We start from the raw sequence: 15,164 nt of genomic DNA, 5'->3' as shown, positions 1-15,164 counted from the left end.
CCGCTCATAGCCCGCTGCTATGGACAACCTTGTCATCTTGTCCTGCTTGTCCACTTGACCCTGAAACGATCAACAGCCAAAGCTGTCGGTGGGCGCCCGATCGCATGGAGAGTTGATGTCGCACGAGCTGTCCCGTCGTGTCTTCCTCACCGCGAACGCAGGCTTACTCGCCAGCGTCGCACTGTCCCCCCGAGCACTCGCCAGCCAGGAGAAGGCAGCCCCCGCGGTGACCGATCTCGCCCTCAACCGGCCTGTTTCCGCCTCTTCCTCCGCCTACGCCGCCACTCCCCCGCAGTTCGTCACCGACGGGTTGCAGCAGGTCGGAGTGCGTGGATCCGGCTGGCGAGCGGCGAGCGGCGATCCACAGTGGCTGGTGGTCGACCTGCAGGCGGTGTGCAAGGTCGAGTCGTTCGTCCTGGTCTTCGAGGCGAAGCTGGGCGATCCGACGTTCGTGCCGGCGCCGAGCTACCAGCCCCGCACCGACACGGTCGGCACCGAGATCCTGTCCGCCGCGGCCTTGTCCTTCCGGGTCGACGTGAGCACGGACAACCAGACGTGGCGCGAAGTCCACCGCACCGACGACGGCCAGGGCGCGGAAATGCGGATCGCGCTGGAGAAGCCGGTCAACACGCGTTACGTGCGACTGGTGGCCACTCGCCGCTCGAACGGCAACCCGGTGGGGCTCAACGGTTTCCAGGTCTACGGCACGTCCGACCGGAACCGTCCCTCCGTCAAGGGCTGGACGGACTGGCGCAGCAAGGGCACCGTTCCCGCCCTCAAGCCGGGGCCGGACAACACGGTCGAGCTGAACTCCGGCTGGCACCTCACCATGGACGACTTCGCGGGCACCGGAGACGGCGCCGCACTGGCCAAGACCGGCGTCGACACGTCGCGGTGGCTGGACGCGACGGTGCCAGGCACCGTCCTCACCTCGCTCGTCGACCAGGGACACTTCCCGGATCCGGTGTCCGGTATGCACAACATGAAGATCCCGGAGGCGCTGTCGCGGCACACCTGGTGGTACCGCAGGGCGTTCCCGCTGCCCAAGGGTTTCGCCGGCCGCCGGGTGTGGCTGGAGCTGGACGGCGTGATGCAGCGCGCCGAGATCTGGCTCAACGGCACCAGGATCGGCGAGGTCACGAACCCGTTCGTCCGCGGCTCGTTCGACCTCACGCCGGCGCTCAAGCAGGGCGAGCAGGTGCTGGCGCTCAGGCTCGACCCGATGGCGCACCCCGGCAGCCCGACCGACAAGGGCAGCGACGGCGGCGCGTTCCCGAACTCCGGCAAGCTCTACCTCGACTCGCCGACCTACCTGTGCATCTCCGGCTGGGACTGGATGCCCGCCGTGCGCGACCGCGGCACCGGCATCTGGGACCACATCCGGTTGCGCGCCACCGGTGACGCGGTCCTCGGCGATCCCCGCGTCACGACAACGTTGTCAGCCGACCACAAGACCGCCGAAGTGACGATCAGCGTGCCCGTGCGCAACGCCGGCACGGCTCCGCTACCGGTCACGGTGCAGGCGTCGTTCTCCGGCGCGAAGCTGGCGAAGGCCGTCATCGTCCAGCCCGGCACCACCGAGGTCGCGCTCGGCACGCAGCGCATGACCGACCCGAAGCTGTGGTGGCCCAACGGGTACGGCGACCCGTACCTGCACGACCTCACCCTCACCGTGACGGCGAACGGCGCCGAGAGCGACCGGCGGACCACTCACTTCGGCATCCGCGAGTTCAAGTACGAGCACGAGCTGCCGATCGAGTTCCCGCCCGGCCAGAACGCCGTCACGCAGACCGTCGACCTCGGCGCACAGAACGCCCGGTACGTGCGCATCCAGTCGCAGCGCAGGGCCACCGGCTGGGGTGTCTCGATGTGGTCGCTGTCCGTTGTGGACGGTGAGACGGACCTCGCGCGCGGCAAGGAGGCCACCGCTTCCTCGTCCGACAACGAGTGGAACAAGGCGCCGAACGTCGTCGACGGCGACCCCGGCACCCGCTGGTCGTCGGAGTACCGGGACAACGAGTGGATCCAGGTCGACCTGGGCGCGCAGGCCACGTTCGACAAGGTCGTGATCTCCTGGGAACGCGCCTACGCCGTGCTGTACAAGGTGCAGGTCTCCGACGACGGTGCGGCGTGGCGTGACGTCGAGCAGGTCAACAACGCGCCGAAGCCGTTGAAGATCCGGGTGAACGGCGTGCCGATCTACTGCCGCGGCGGCAACTGGGGCTTCGACGAGCTGCTGCGCCGGATGCCGGCCGAGCGGATGGACGCGGTGATCTCGCTGCACCGCGACATGAACTTCACGATGATCCGCAACTGGATCGGCGCCAGCAACCGCGACGAGTTCTTCGCGGCCTGCGACCGGTACGGAATCTTGGTGTGGAACGACTTCTGGGTCGTCGGCTACTTCCCCGACGACATCCCCGGCTACCTCGACACGGCCCGCGACACCGTCACCCGCTACCGCCACCACCCGAGCATCGTCGTGTGGTGCGGCGCGAACGAGGCCTCCCCGCCGCCGAACACCGACGCCGGCCTGCGCAAGATCGTCGCCGAGCAGCACAGCGACATCTACTACCAGAGCCACTCGGCGGACGGCAGCGTCTCCGGCCACGGCCCCTACTACTGGGTCGAGCCGGCGAAGTACTTCGACGCCAACACCTACGACACGGTCAACTTCGGCTTCCACACCGAGATCGGCATGCCGACCGTGCCGGTCGCCGAGACCATGCGCAACCTGATCGGCGACGAGCAGGCGTGGCCGATCGGCGATGTCTGGTACGCGCACGACTGGTGCACCAACGGCAACCAGCGCCCGCAGCTCTACCAGGCCGCGATCGACGCCAGGCTCGGCGCCTCGACGGGCCTGGACGAGTTCTGCCGCAAGGCGCAGTTCGTGAACTACGAGAACATGCGGGCGATGTTCGAGGCGTGGAACCACAACCTGTGGGACGACGCCTCGGCGTTGCTGCTGTGGATGTCGCACCCCGCGTGGCACTCCACGGTGTGGCAGACCTACGACTACGACATGGACGTCAACGGCACGTACTTCGGCGCTCGCAAGGCGTGCGAACCGCAGCACGTCCAGGCCTCTTTGGACACCTGGAAGGTGTCGGTTCTCAACCACACCACGGGTGTTCTGCGCGGCCGTGTGGAGGCGACCGTGCACGCGCTGAACGGCGCCGTGCTGAGCACGCAGAAGGCGGACGTCGAGGTCGGCCCGTCCGCCAGGACCCACCTGTTCGAGGTGACCAAGCACGACTCGCCGTTGCACCTGGTGCGGTTGCGGCTCTTCGACGGAACCCGGTTGCTGTCCGAGAACACCTACTGGCGCTACCGCGCGCCGTCGGACATGCAGGGGCTGAACTCGCTGGGCCGCACGAAGATCTCTCTTGCCGTCGGCAGCACCCGGCGCGACGGCGACCGGCGGCGGCTCGCCGTGACCGTACGCAACACGGGCAAGGTCGTGGCGGCGATGACCCGGCTCGGCCTGCGGGACCGGCGGTCCGGCGAGCGCGTGCTGCCGACGACGTACAGCGACAACTACCTGTGGCTGCTGCCCGGTGAGTCGCGTGAGATCACGTTGTCGTGGCACAAGCGGGACCTCACCTCGGAGCAGCCGAAGGTGACAGTCGAGGCCTACAACGCCTAGTCAGGACTCTTGGGTTCGGCATAGACCAGGTGCCGCACGAGCGCATCGCCACTCGCGAGCGCGCGTGCGGCCTCCTGGTTGAGCTGGTCGACGACGGTGCCGCGTTCGAGGTGCTGGCGCAGGTGCTCCTGCCAGGTGGCGACGGTGAAGGTCTCCAGGAACGTGCCCGGCTTCTCGGTGTCGCGGAACAGGCCCCACATCGTGGCGCCGGTGCGGCGGCGCGCCCGGCCGACCTTCTGCATGGCATCGACGAACGCGTCGGCGTTCTCGTCGGCGACCGGCCACTCCACGGTGACCAGGACCGGCCCGACGTCCGTGTCGTCGAGCTCCGGTGGTTCCTCCCAGTAGGTCGCGGGGCTGACGTCGAGCGGGCGGTCGTTGAGCGGCAGCCACTTCGTCGCCAGGAGCGCCGCGACGGCCATCGCGATCGCGGGCGCGACCATCGCGACCCTGAGGTCGTACGCGTCCGCCATGGCACCCCACACGACGGCGCCGAGGGCCTGCCCGCCCATCAGGATCAGCTGGTAGTAGGCCAGCGCGCGGGCCCTCGTCCAGGCGGGCAGCAGGATCTGGGCGGTGGCGTTGAACGTCGACAGCGTGGCGATCCAGCAGGCACCGGAGAGCAGCATCGCCACGATCACCAGCGCCAGGTTCTGCGTGAGCACCGCGGTGCTGGTGGCGGCCGCGTAGATCCAGGTGGCGAACAGGACCATGCGGTTCTTGCTCATGCGCTGCAACAGCTTCGGCACCACGAACGCGCCGAGGATCGCACCGGTGCCGACACTGCCGAGCAGCACGCCGTACCCGCTGGCGTCGAGCCGCAGCGGACCGCGGGCGATGGCAGGCAGCAGCGCCCACAGCCCGCTGCCGAACACGATGAACAGCAGGCACCTGGTGAGCACCCGCCGGAACAACGGCGAACTGGCAACGTATCGCGCGCCGGTACGCACGGCGGTGGCGATGTGCTCGGTCCCGAGTGGACGGTGGTCGGACGGGCGGCGCCACCGCATGAGCACGACCAGCACGCCGAGGAACGAGACCGTGTTGAACGCGAACGTCGCCTCCGGCCCGGCCAGCGCGATCAGCAGCCCGCCGAGCGCGGGCCCGATGGCGCGGCCGACGTTCATGTTGACGCCGTTGAGCAGCGCGGCCTGCGGGATCTCCTCGCGCGACACCAGCTCCGGCTGGATGGCCTGGAACGACGGCATGGACAGCGCCTGCCCGATAGCCATCACCGCGAGCAGCCCGAGCAGACTCGCCGGCGTGGCTCTGTTGGTCCCGGCGAGCAGCATCAGCCCGCCCGCACCGGCCAGCATCAGCGCCTGGCCGTACACGAGCACCCGGCGGCGGTCGAGGATGTCGCCGAGCGCGCCGGCCGGGACCACCAGCAGGAACACCGGCAGGGTCGTGGCGGTCTGGACGAGCGCGACCTGCAGTGACGTGCCGCCGAGGTCGCCCATGAGCCACTGGGCGCCGACGGTCTGCGCCCACGTGCCGATGTTGGAGGCGAACTGGGCGAGCCACAGCGCGCGGAAGGCGCTGCGGCGCAGGGGCGCCCACGCGGAGACTGTCACCTACTGATCTTCACACTCCTGGGGCGGGTTCGCCGAGCCCGCCGGGGTGTCGGTGCTGGTCGTTAGGATCGAGATTGGGGGTGCCTGGCCGGAGTCGTGTGTGTGGTGCGCGCTCACACCACAGTGACCGGGTGCCGGACAACGGCCCCGAACAGGTACCCCTGAGTGTTGTAGGGCGCCGACTCCGGCTGCCCATCCGCCCGAACCCGCAACACATGAGCCCCCGGCGTCGCCTGCCACGGAATCTGCCACCGCGTCCAAGCCCCACGCGACACCGGAGTGGCCAGCCGCCAAGTCCGCCCATCGGTCGACACCTCGACCCGGCGCACCCCGACCGGCGACCAAGACCGCCCAGTCAACACCTGCCTCCCAGCGGGCAAGGTGGCATTCAACGCGAGCTCGAACGCACTCTTAGCGACCTGCGTGGTCACCACGGTCCCATCAACCGGATAAGTAGGACCAAGCAGCCGGTAGTACTGCGTGTCCCAAGGCGAGTGCAGCGGAGAAGCCGAAACCTCCAACGACCCCAGCCACTTGATGCTCGCGATCCCGACCCACCCCGGCACCACCAGCCGCGCCGGAAACCCGTGGTCCGGCGGCAACGGCGAGCCGTTCATCTCGTAGGCGACCAGCACGTCGTCCAAAGCCTTGTCCACCGGCAGCGGCCGGCGGACCCGCCCCAGGTTCACCCCGCCCGTCACGTACTCCGCGTCCAGCCCGACCGGCAGCACGTCAACCGCGGACCGCCGCAGCCCCGCCAGCCGCAGCAGCAACCGCAGCGACACTCCGCGCCAGCGAGCGTTGCCGATCGCGCCGAGTTGCCAGGGTGTGCCGGCGACGGTCTGGCCCTGCTGGGAGGCGAAGAAGCTGCGGCCGTTGCCCGCGCATTCGATCACCGCCTCCACCTCGCACGACGGCAGCGCCTGCAACTCCCGCAACGACAGCGACAACGGCCGCGAAATTCCGGAGCCGTGGATCTGCAGCCGCCACGAGACCGGGTCCAGCGAGGGCGTCGAGGTGTGGTTGCGGACGAAGAACTTCGAGATCGGCGTCAGGTGATCTACGCCGCGCAACGCCTCCCAGCGCGTCTCCGCGTTGGTGCCGTGCAACACGAAGTCGGTGGCAGGCAACGGCTTCACGATCGAAGGAGCCGCGAACGCGCGAGAAGGCAGCATCGTCAGGCCTGCCGCCACCAGTACTCCACGCCGAGAGATCATGCTCCTGACGGTAACCAGGCACCACAAGAGGTGGTCCCACATCGCGGGAGCCTCGGACACCGAGGTACACAGAGGTACACAGAGGCATACAGGAGACGAACAAGAATCGTGCGCGGCTCCAGCGAACTGCGAGCCGCGCACGACCTCCCCTCCCTCACGAACGGCCTGGGGGGCCCGTTCGTTCTGCCCCGGTCCCGCCGCCTCCCACTCCGGACGGAACCGGTCGTCCCAATGCATTGCCGCCCAAAGCAATCCACGTTCGACGGTCACCAACTGAGGCGTTCCACCCCGTTCCACGCCCGTTCCACCCGGTCTGCTTGGGTGTGCGGCGTGACGCTGGAGTCGTTGTTGGCAGCTGGAACCCGAGCGCTGGCGGAGAACGGGGATCTGCGCACCAGCCGGGAGAGGTTCGCCGAGGCCTACGAGGCCGCCGCGGACACCGGTGACGTGCCCACGCTCGTCGCGGCCGCGCTCGGGGCCGGCGGGGTCTGGGTGCACGAGCACCGCACCGCCGCGGAAGCGGAACTGGTGCGCTCGCGGATCAAGCACGCGCTGACACTGGTGGAACCCCGGTCGGACATCGCGTTGCGGCTCAGGCTCAGGCTCACGGCGGAAAGCGATTACCAGGCCAACACGCACGCGGACGTCCTCGCGTTGCTGGACGAGGCCCGGCAGGTCGCCGACCCGGTCGTGCGGGTCGAGGCGCTGAGTCTCGCGCACCACTGCGTACTCGGGCCGGAGCACGGGGAGCTGCGGCAGGAACTGGCCGCGGAGATGATCGGTGAGAGTCTGCGGAGCAGACGGCGCGGCGACCTCGCGATGGCGTTGATGTGGCAGGTGGTCGACCACTTCCTCGCCGGCGACCCGCACGCCGTGCGCCGCCTCACCGATCTGCAGGAACGGCTCAAGCACGAGGACCACCTGGCCGTGCGGTTCGTGGTCAGCGCGGTCGAGGTGATGCTCGCGATCCGGGATGGACGGTTCGGCGAGGCGGAGCAGCTCGCCGGTGTGAGCGCCCAGCTCGGCGCCGCGGCCGGGGACGTCGACGCCACGGCCTGGTACGGCGCGCAGATCTGCGCGATCCGCTGGTACCAGGGGCGCACGGCCGAGCTCTTCCCGTTGCTCGACCACCTCGTGCACTCGCCGACGCTGAGCACCGTCGACAACTCGTTCTTCAGCGCGCTCGCGGTGGCCGCCGCGCTGTCTGGGGACAGGCGCAAGGCCGAGGGCGCGCTCGCGATGCTGTGCCGGCGCGGGCTGGATTCGTTGCCGCGCTCCAGCACTTGGCTCGTGACGATGAGCGGGGTCGCGGACGCCGCCCACCTGCTCGGCGACGTCGAGGTCGCGCGGGAGGTGTACGGGTTGCTGCTGCCGTTCGCGCGGCTGCCGTTGATGGCGAGCCTCGCCGTCACGTGCTTCGGGTCGGCACAGCACCCCCTCGGCCTGGCCGCGCTGACGTTCGGTGACGCCGGCGTGGCGGTGACGCATCTGCGGGCGGCGGTGCGGGACAACCTCGCGCTGGGCCACTGGCCGGCGGCGCTGTCGTCACGGCGGAAGTACGCGGAGGCGCTGGAACGGTCCGGTGATGTCGAGGAGGCACGGCGTCAGCTCGCCACGTGCGCTTCGGAGGCCGCGGCGCTGGGAGTCACCGCGCCCGACGTGGAACTCTCGGTGCGGCGCGAGGGCAAGAAGTGGCTCGTCCGGCTCGGCGGCCGCCGCGTGCTCGTGGACGGCGGCGTCGGGATGGCGCACCTCGCGGTCCTCGTCGCCAATCCCGGGCGCGAGATCGACGCCGCCGAGCTCGTCGCCGGCGCCGAGGCGCTGACCGAGGAGATCACCGCGCAGGACCAGCTCGACCTGGAAGCGTTGCGGCAGTACCGGAACAGGCTCGCGGAGCTGCGCGGGCGCGAGCTCTCCCCCGCCGAACGCACCGAGCACGACTGGCTCGCCGGTGAGATCGCGGCGGCCACCGGGCTGGGCGGCCGGACGCGGACGTTCTCCGATTCGGGCGAGCGTGCCCGGATCGCCGTCGGCAAGGCGATCCGGCGTGCGGTGAGCGCTCTCTCGTCGGCCGATCCGCTGATCGGAGACCACGTGCGCGAGCGCGTCCGGACAGGTCGCCGCTGCAGTTACTCACCGGAGTGATTTGAGTCACAGGCCTGCTCGACAAAGGCCTATTCCGGGAAAGCGAACGCCGATTCGGGCATTTGGTACCGAACGCTCCCATTTACCTGCAGAAACGATCTTTCGGCTCATGTCACGTTCATCCGGAAGCAGCCCGAATGGGCAACTCAGCGCCGATTGAAAGGGCAGAGACCAACCGGGTACGTATCCGATGAATCGGGAACGGATGCCCGGGATCTGCCCGATACTTGCCCGCATGTTCGACGTCATCGAGAACGGGCAGTCATGATCGCGCCCGAATACCTCCTGTCGCTGCGGGAGTTCGAGGTGCTGTGGCAGACGTTGCGACTCGGCAGGATGCCGTACCCGCTGGACGTGCCCAGCGAAGGAGCGACCGAGCAGGAGCTCAAAGCGCTGCAGAACAGGACGCTCGCCGGGCTGCGTGATCGCGGACTGGCCGACGATGTGCAGCTCGAGGACCTGCTACGACTGCTCGGCGACCACGAGGTGTCCGTGGACGCCGTCGCCGGGCTGGACCGCACCCTGCGAGCGCTGGCCGCCTCCGACGGCCGGCGGGCCGTGCTGGCGATCATCGACGACGACCGCATCGGCCTGCTGGAGATCAGGCCCACCGGACTCGCGCGCGAAATCGTCCAGGTACTACCGGAAGGCGAGGCCGGCCCTGGCAGCGCGCTGTCCGTGCGGGTGGACGCATTGCAGCAGGCAGTCGCACTCCAGGAGGCCGAGGAGGAGGACTCCGAGGACCCGTGGGGCGCGGCCGAGGACGAGCTCGACGACAGGCAGGCGCTGCAGCGGGCAGGCCTGTCCGGCCAGGACGCCAAGCAGGTCAGCGAGCTCGCGGCCGCCCGCGTCGCGGGTGGCCAGTTCGGGGTGACCCGCCGGCAGCAGCGTTCGGACGTGGTCATCAACTGGTTCGACACCCACCAGGGCCGCTACCTGATGGTCAACTCCGACGGATGGCTCAGCGTCTCGCCGAGCGACAACGGCCGCATCGCCGCCCGCATCGACTCCGTTCTGGCATAACAAGATTGATCAACAATGAATCGCGGGCGTGCCTCTTGGGGCGCACCCGCGTTAGTCTGATCACATCACCCGTTCCGGTGAACGACGAACTTGAGCGTGACCGCCTCAAGAACGCCCCAAATTCCCGGCATTCCCCGGTGTGATTTAGGCCACAGTCACCGCTGGTCAAGGCCCGTTCCGGTGATGTGAACGGAGATCCAAAACCGGGACAAGCGGCGCCCCGAGAGCGCTCCCACAACCAGGGCAAACGATCTTCCCGATCACCGAAGTTCACCCGATAGTGGCCCGTTTTGGTTCGTCGCGACGCATTGTGAACGCAAGTCTCAATTGGTCAAACGCGCGATGGAAAGCGAGCAATACACCTTTAGACACCCGATAATGCCCACATGTACATCGTCGGTGACAACGATGCTGTCGCGCTTCGCGACACAGTGAGCTCGGGTCAGGTGCAGTTGGACCCGACCGCGGGCGAGGAGCTGCGCAAGCAACTGCAGGCTCAGATCGACCAGGTCGACTCGTGGCTCGAACGCGCGGACAACAGCATCGCCCGCCCCGCGGCGCTGGGCGCCAATCCGGTCGGCGACAAGATGCGCGACAAGTTCACCCATCGGGCCGAGGGTGAGCAGTACTCGTTCGTCAGCGTCATGAGCGCGTATCGCACTGTCCTGGAACAGACGAAGAACTCGGTGGTCGAGGCCATCGAGAACTTCACCCGCCTCGACGAGGACCAGCAGGCCGAACTGAAGAAGCACATGGGTAACAGCTGATCCTCGGACCAGTTGATCCCTCGACGCGAGAGGCGAGCCGGTCATGCCCCCCGAGACCGACCCGATCGAGAACATCCCGGTCCTGACGGACCCGCAGAACTGGGCGTCGCGCTCGCATCAAGAGCTCTACGCCGCGGTGCACAACAACAACGACCCCGGTCAGGCCGGCCAGATCAGCTCCGACTGGGGCAAGTACGGCACCGAGCTGACCGAGGCCTCGACGACGATCAACCAGATCATCACCGCCTCCGAGGCCAAGTGGACAGGTGACGCCGCCGAGGCCGCGCGTGCCGCGATGAAGAAACTCGGCGACTGGGTCGACGAGACCGCGCGCACCGCCGTCGAAGTAGGCAACAAAGTTGCCGAACAGGGCCGTGTCATGGAGAACGCCAGGGCGCAGATGCCGGCGCCGGTCCAGTTCGACTGGAACAAGGCAGCGGCCGCGCTCTCTCAGCCCGGCACGCCCGCTTTCGTGCTCGCCTCCGTCGACATCGCGATCGCCAACGCCTCCTCGCGCGCGGCGCACGACCAGGCGGTCTCCGTGATGACCAACATGGAGAACACCTCCCGGCAGATCGACTCGTCGGTGCCGACCTTCAAGCCACCGTTCAACCCGAACACCGGCAAGGTCGAGGAGCCGGTGATGGCGGTGCCGACCGCGGGTGGCGCTCCCACGCTCGGCGGCGTCGACTCCCTCATGGCCGCGCGGGCCCAGAGTGCCGGTGCCGGCACGGCTCCCGCGCCCACCCCGAGCGGTGGCGCTCCGAGCGGTGGCTCTCCGCAGGCCCCGGCGGCGTACACGCCGTCCGCGCCGGGCTACACCCCGCCCGGTGAAGGCGGCGGTGGTGGCGGTGGCGCCGGCGGCTACACCCCGCAGATGCCCAGTTCGCCGCAGAACCCGGGCAACACCAACGTGGCCGCCGCGTCGTACACGCCGAGCGCGCCGGGCTACACCCCGCCGCCGCCCGCCGGTGGCGGCACCTACACCAGCGGCAGCAACTACACGCCGCAGTTCCCCACTGGTGGCGCGCCGTACACGCCCACCATGGGTCCGGCAGGCTCGACCCCGCGGCAGAACCCGAACTACGTGTCGCAGAACCCCAACGCCCCCAAGCCCTTCACCCCCACGGCGCCGGGCTACACCGGTCCGGGCAACCCCGGCGGTGGTGGCGGCGGTGGTGGTGCCGGCGGCGGTGGCGGCGGTGGCGCGGCGGGCATGAAGCCCGGTGCGATGCCGAACTTCGGCGCGGCCGGTGGTGGCGCGGGTGCGTTCGGTGCCGGTGGCGCCGGCGGTGCCGGTGGCGCGATGCAGCCGGGTGGCACGGCCGGTGTGCAGGGCCAGGGAGCACGGCCCGGTATGCCGATGGGCATGACGGGACCCGGCGCGGCCTCCGCGGCCGGTGCCCCGATGGGCGGCGCGCCGATGGGCGGTGCCCAGGGCGGCAAGGGCGACGAGGACAAGGAACACCGTTCCGCCAGCTACATCATGGGCGGCGACCTGTTCGAGGTGCCCGGCGAGAACCTGCCCCCGTCCGTGATCGGTGCGGGCAAGCCCAAGAAGCAGAAGGGTGCCGAGCCCTCGTGATCACGCCCGAGTACCTGCTCTCGCCACGCGAGTTCGACGTGCTGTGGCACGAGCTGCGGCTCGGCCGGATGCCGTACCCGCTCGACGTGCCCAGCGAGGGTGACACCGAGCAGGAACGCCGTGTCCTGCGCGACAAGACGCTCGAAGAACTGCGCGGGCGCGGCCTGGCCGATGACGACCGGCTGATGGACTACCTGCGGCTGCTCGGCGACCACGAGGTGTCCGTGGACGCCGTCGCCGGGCTGGACCGCACGGTGCGTGCGCTCGCCGTCTCCCACCGCGGGCAGGCCGTGCTGGCGATCATCGACGACGACCGGATCGGTCTGCTGGAGATCAGGGAGACCGGTCTGGCCCGCGAGATCGTCCGGGTGCTGCCCGACGGTGAGGCCGGTCCCGGCACCGCGATGAACGTGCGGGTGGACACGCTCCAGCAGGCCGTCGTGCTGCAGGAGGCCGAGGAGGCAGCGGACTCCGAGGACGACCTCTGGGGTGACGACGAGCTGGACGACAGACAGGCGTTGCAGAGCGCCGGTCTGTCCGCCCAGGACGCCAGGCAGATGAGTGAGCTCACCGCCAACCGCGTCGCGGGCGGCCAGTTCGGCATCACGCGCGGGCACACCCGCTCGAACGTGGTGATCAACTGGTTCGACACTCACCAGGGCCGTTACCTGATGGTCAACTCGGACGGCTGGCTCAGCCTCTCGCCGACCGACAACAGCCGCATCGCCACCCGAATCGACGCTGTGCTCGCGTGAATTGACGCGTCGCAGTTGAACCGCCGCCGCCGGAGGACCGTGTGAATCCCGCGAACCCTTATCAGTGGGTCGAAGAGTACGAAGCCAAGCTGGCCGATCTGAAGAAGAAGTCGGAGGACCTGCAGGAGAACTTCGCCGCGTCCAGCGCGACCGTCACCAGCAAGGACGGTTCGGTGACGGTGACGGTAGGCCCCAACGGCGGCCTGCAGAACATCTCGTTCGGGCACCGTGCGATGGAGTTGGGCGGGCCCAGGCTCACCGCGCTGATCCTGGAAACCGCGCGGCACGCCCAGAAGCAGGCCGCGGAGAAGGTCCTGGAGGTCTTCAAGCCGCTCGGTGAGGGCACCGAGGCCTACCAGATGGTCTCCGACGCCATCCCGGACGACGAGGAGCTCGAGGAGGGCACCGACGCGTACGACGAGATCGACGAGGAGCCGGAGCCCGCTCCCCAGCCGGTCAGGACCCCTGCGGCGGCACCGCAGCCGGCGCCCGTCCGCGGACGCCGTCGCGCGGACGACGACGAAGACGACGACAACCAGCCTTGGTGACAGAAAGCAGGAACGGCGATGACTGCGCCTGAAACTCCACTCCCGTCTCCTCCCGGGATGAAGATCACCGAGGAGAACAAGCTCAAGGGCTCGCTGTTCATCGAGGCCTACGGCAGCCTGATCGACGGCATCAGCAAGGACGCCGAGACCGAGACCGAGAAGGCGCTGGACATCACGTTCAACGCCATCGGTGCCGCGTCGGCCACGGTCATGTTCGTGATGGACCCGCTCGGCAGCATCATCGGTGCCGGTATCGGCTGGCTGATCGAGCACGTGAGCTTCCTGCGTGACGCCCTGAACCAGCTGATGGGCAACCCGGAGGAGATCCAGGCCAACGTCGAGGCGAACAAGGCGCGCGCCGCCGAGCTGCGCGTGCTGGCCGAGGACCACAAGAACGGGCTGGCGACGTTCGACGGCTGGTCCGGCGTCTCGTCGGAGCGCTTCAAGGCGTCCATGGACGGCATGAGCCAGGAGCTCGACGACCTCGCCAACGCGGTCGAGAGCAAGGCCAAGATCGTCGCGATCATGGGCATGCTCGTCACCGTGCTGCGCGACATCGTCCGCGACCTGATCGCCCAGCTGCTCGGTTCGCTGATCGGCGGCGCCCTGCTCGCGGCCGCCGCCATGATCCCGACCTTCGGCGCCTCGATCCCGGCCTTCATCGGCTTCGCGGTCGGCAAGGCCGTCGCGCTGGGCACGAACATCGCCTCCCGCGTCGCCCGCGTCATCGCCGCCCTCGGCCGGCAGATGAAGCGGATCGGCGACCTCGACGACATCATGAAGAAGGTCAGCAAGGGCTGGGAGCGCTTCGAGAACTCCGCCGACGTCGCCGAGATCTCCTACGAGGGTTACAAGGCCTCGAAGGACGTCGACAAGAAGATCGACGAGGCGGTGAAGAACAACCAATCCGGTGGTGGCGGCGGCGACGCCTCCGGTGGCAAGCCGTCCCAGGGCGACGCGGCACTCGCCAACGCCCGCGTGGGCACGGTTCAGGCGGGAATGCCGACCCCGGGCGATGCGCAACTCACCAACCGCGTCGGGACGGTTCAGGCGGGCATGCCGAGTCCGGGCGAGGAGGCGATCGCCAGCGCTCGCGTCGGGACGGTTCAGGGGAGCATGCCGGAGGGCTTCCAGGCGGCCGCGGGGGCCAGGGTCATGGCCTCCGAGCCGTTGCAGGCCTCTGAACGTATCGCGATGACGCCGGCGGAGCCGATGCAGCAGGCCCTCCGGCCCACCCAGATGAGCGCGGCGGAACCTCTGCAGCCCGCGTATCGAGCGGAGGCCGCTGAGCCGGTGCAGGGCACGCGGCCCACTCACATGACTGCCGCGGAACCTCTGCAGCCCGCGTACCGAGTCGAAGCCGCCGAGCCGGTGCAGGGTCGGATGGCTTACGGCACAACGGACTCCACGATGGCATCCGGCGTCAGCATGACGGCGGGGACGCCCGTCCACGAGGCCCTCCAGCCGATGCAGGCGCGCGAGGCCTACGTCCAGGGCACGCCGGCCGAGCCCCTGCAGCAGGCCACCCTCGCCCAGGAGCCGATCGCGCGGACGCAGATGTCCCAGACGTTCGAGGCGCTCGAGCCGACCCAGGCTCGCGAGGCCTACGTCCAGGGCACGCCGGTCCAGCAGGGCGTCAACCCGCTCGTGGCCGGTGAACCGCTCCGCCACGCGTCGGCCTTCGAGGCGGACACCCAGGCCGGTGGCGCCGCCTCCGCGCCGCTGCGGCCGACCGTTTCCGGCGAAAAGCCCACCCGCCAGTCCGAGTAAGCCCGCGGACAGCCGGGATCCCGCTCACCCTGCTTTGTTCTGACGCAGTACTGGAGACACGCCGCCATGGCCAAGGGGAACGTCAATCCGAATCCGGCGTCGAGTCCGCCGCCGAGCACCTCGCCGAACCC

Annotated in this window: 10 protein-coding genes; 8 read left to right on the top strand and 2 right to left on the bottom strand. The window is 69.2% G+C overall.

The window, feature by feature from the left end:
- Positions 1–115: 115 nt before the first annotated feature.
- Entirely contained in the window at positions 116–3,649 is a 3,534-nt protein-coding gene (locus ACIA8G_RS02820) for a discoidin domain-containing protein (RefSeq protein ID WP_396416530.1), read from the top strand.
- Here ACIA8G_RS02820 and ACIA8G_RS02815 read toward each other — a convergent pair.
- Both ACIA8G_RS02815 and ACIA8G_RS02810 read right to left on the bottom strand, forming a co-directional pair.
- Positions 3,646–5,223, bottom strand: coding sequence for an MFS transporter (locus ACIA8G_RS02815; protein ID WP_396416529.1), 1,578 nt, complete (start codon positions 5,221–5,223; stop codon positions 3,646–3,648). The two genes, ACIA8G_RS02820 and ACIA8G_RS02815, sit on opposite strands and share 4 nt — an antisense overlap.
- Positions 5,224–5,336: 113 nt before the next feature.
- Positions 5,337–6,440, bottom strand: coding sequence for a molybdopterin-dependent oxidoreductase (locus tag ACIA8G_RS02810; RefSeq protein WP_396416528.1), 1,104 nt, complete (start codon positions 6,438–6,440; stop codon positions 5,337–5,339).
- A gap of 330 nt (positions 6,441–6,770) precedes the next feature.
- Here ACIA8G_RS02810 and ACIA8G_RS02805 point away from each other — a divergent pair, with 330 nt between their 5' ends.
- The 7 genes from ACIA8G_RS02805 (at position 6,771) to ACIA8G_RS02775 (ending at position 15,033) form a co-directional block, all read left to right on the top strand.
- Complete coding sequence (locus tag ACIA8G_RS02805) at positions 6,771–8,585, top strand: hypothetical protein (RefSeq protein ID WP_396416527.1); 1,815 nt, start codon at positions 6,771–6,773, stop codon at positions 8,583–8,585.
- 264 nt (positions 8,586–8,849) lie between these two features.
- Positions 8,850–9,608 (top strand): ESX secretion-associated protein EspG, encoded by a 759-nt coding sequence (locus tag ACIA8G_RS02800; protein WP_396416526.1) that lies wholly within the window; start codon positions 8,850–8,852, stop codon positions 9,606–9,608.
- 386 nt (positions 9,609–9,994) lie between these two features.
- The gene (locus ACIA8G_RS02795; protein WP_396416525.1) at positions 9,995–10,375 is read left to right on the top strand and encodes a hypothetical protein; all 381 of its coding nucleotides are present in this window, start codon (positions 9,995–9,997) and stop codon (positions 10,373–10,375) included.
- A 43-nt stretch (positions 10,376–10,418) separates the two neighbouring features.
- A complete protein-coding gene (locus ACIA8G_RS02790) occupies positions 10,419–11,960 on the top strand; it encodes a PPE domain-containing protein (protein ID WP_396416524.1) in 1,542 nt (513 codons plus the stop codon).
- On the top strand, positions 11,957–12,715 hold the full coding sequence (locus ACIA8G_RS02785; RefSeq protein ID WP_396416523.1) for an ESX secretion-associated protein EspG: 759 nt from the start codon (positions 11,957–11,959) through the stop codon (positions 12,713–12,715). The genes ACIA8G_RS02790 and ACIA8G_RS02785 overlap by 4 nt, the downstream gene beginning before the upstream one ends.
- 41 nt (positions 12,716–12,756) lie before the next feature.
- Positions 12,757–13,263 (top strand): YbaB/EbfC family nucleoid-associated protein, encoded by a 507-nt coding sequence (locus ACIA8G_RS02780; protein WP_396416522.1) that lies wholly within the window; start codon positions 12,757–12,759, stop codon positions 13,261–13,263.
- A gap of 57 nt (positions 13,264–13,320) precedes the next feature.
- Positions 13,321–15,033, top strand: coding sequence for a hypothetical protein (locus ACIA8G_RS02775; RefSeq protein ID WP_396416521.1), 1,713 nt, complete (start codon positions 13,321–13,323; stop codon positions 15,031–15,033).
- Positions 15,034–15,164 lie beyond the last annotated feature (131 nt).

The sequence above is a fragment of the Lentzea sp. NPDC051213 genome, from assembly GCF_044455585.1.
GTDB lineage: Bacteria > Actinomycetota > Actinomycetes > Mycobacteriales > Pseudonocardiaceae > Lentzea.
The sequence above is the reverse complement of the archived record's forward strand: the minus strand, read 5'-3'. Positions and strand labels throughout refer to the sequence as shown.

Coding starts and splice junctions, on each gene's coding strand:
- ACIA8G_RS02820 (WP_396416530.1), top strand. CDS start 116: ATGTCGCACGAGCTGTCCCGTCGTGTCTTCCTCACCGCGAACGCAGGC.
- ACIA8G_RS02810 (WP_396416528.1), bottom strand. CDS start 6,440: ATGATCTCTCGGCGTGGAGTACTGGTGGCGGCAGGCCTGACGATGCTG.
- ACIA8G_RS02800 (WP_396416526.1), top strand. CDS start 8,850: ATGATCGCGCCCGAATACCTCCTGTCGCTGCGGGAGTTCGAGGTGCTG.
- ACIA8G_RS02795 (WP_396416525.1), top strand. CDS start 9,995: ATGTACATCGTCGGTGACAACGATGCTGTCGCGCTTCGCGACACAGTG.
- ACIA8G_RS02790 (WP_396416524.1), top strand. CDS start 10,419: ATGCCCCCCGAGACCGACCCGATCGAGAACATCCCGGTCCTGACGGAC.
- ACIA8G_RS02775 (WP_396416521.1), top strand. CDS start 13,321: ATGAAGATCACCGAGGAGAACAAGCTCAAGGGCTCGCTGTTCATCGAG.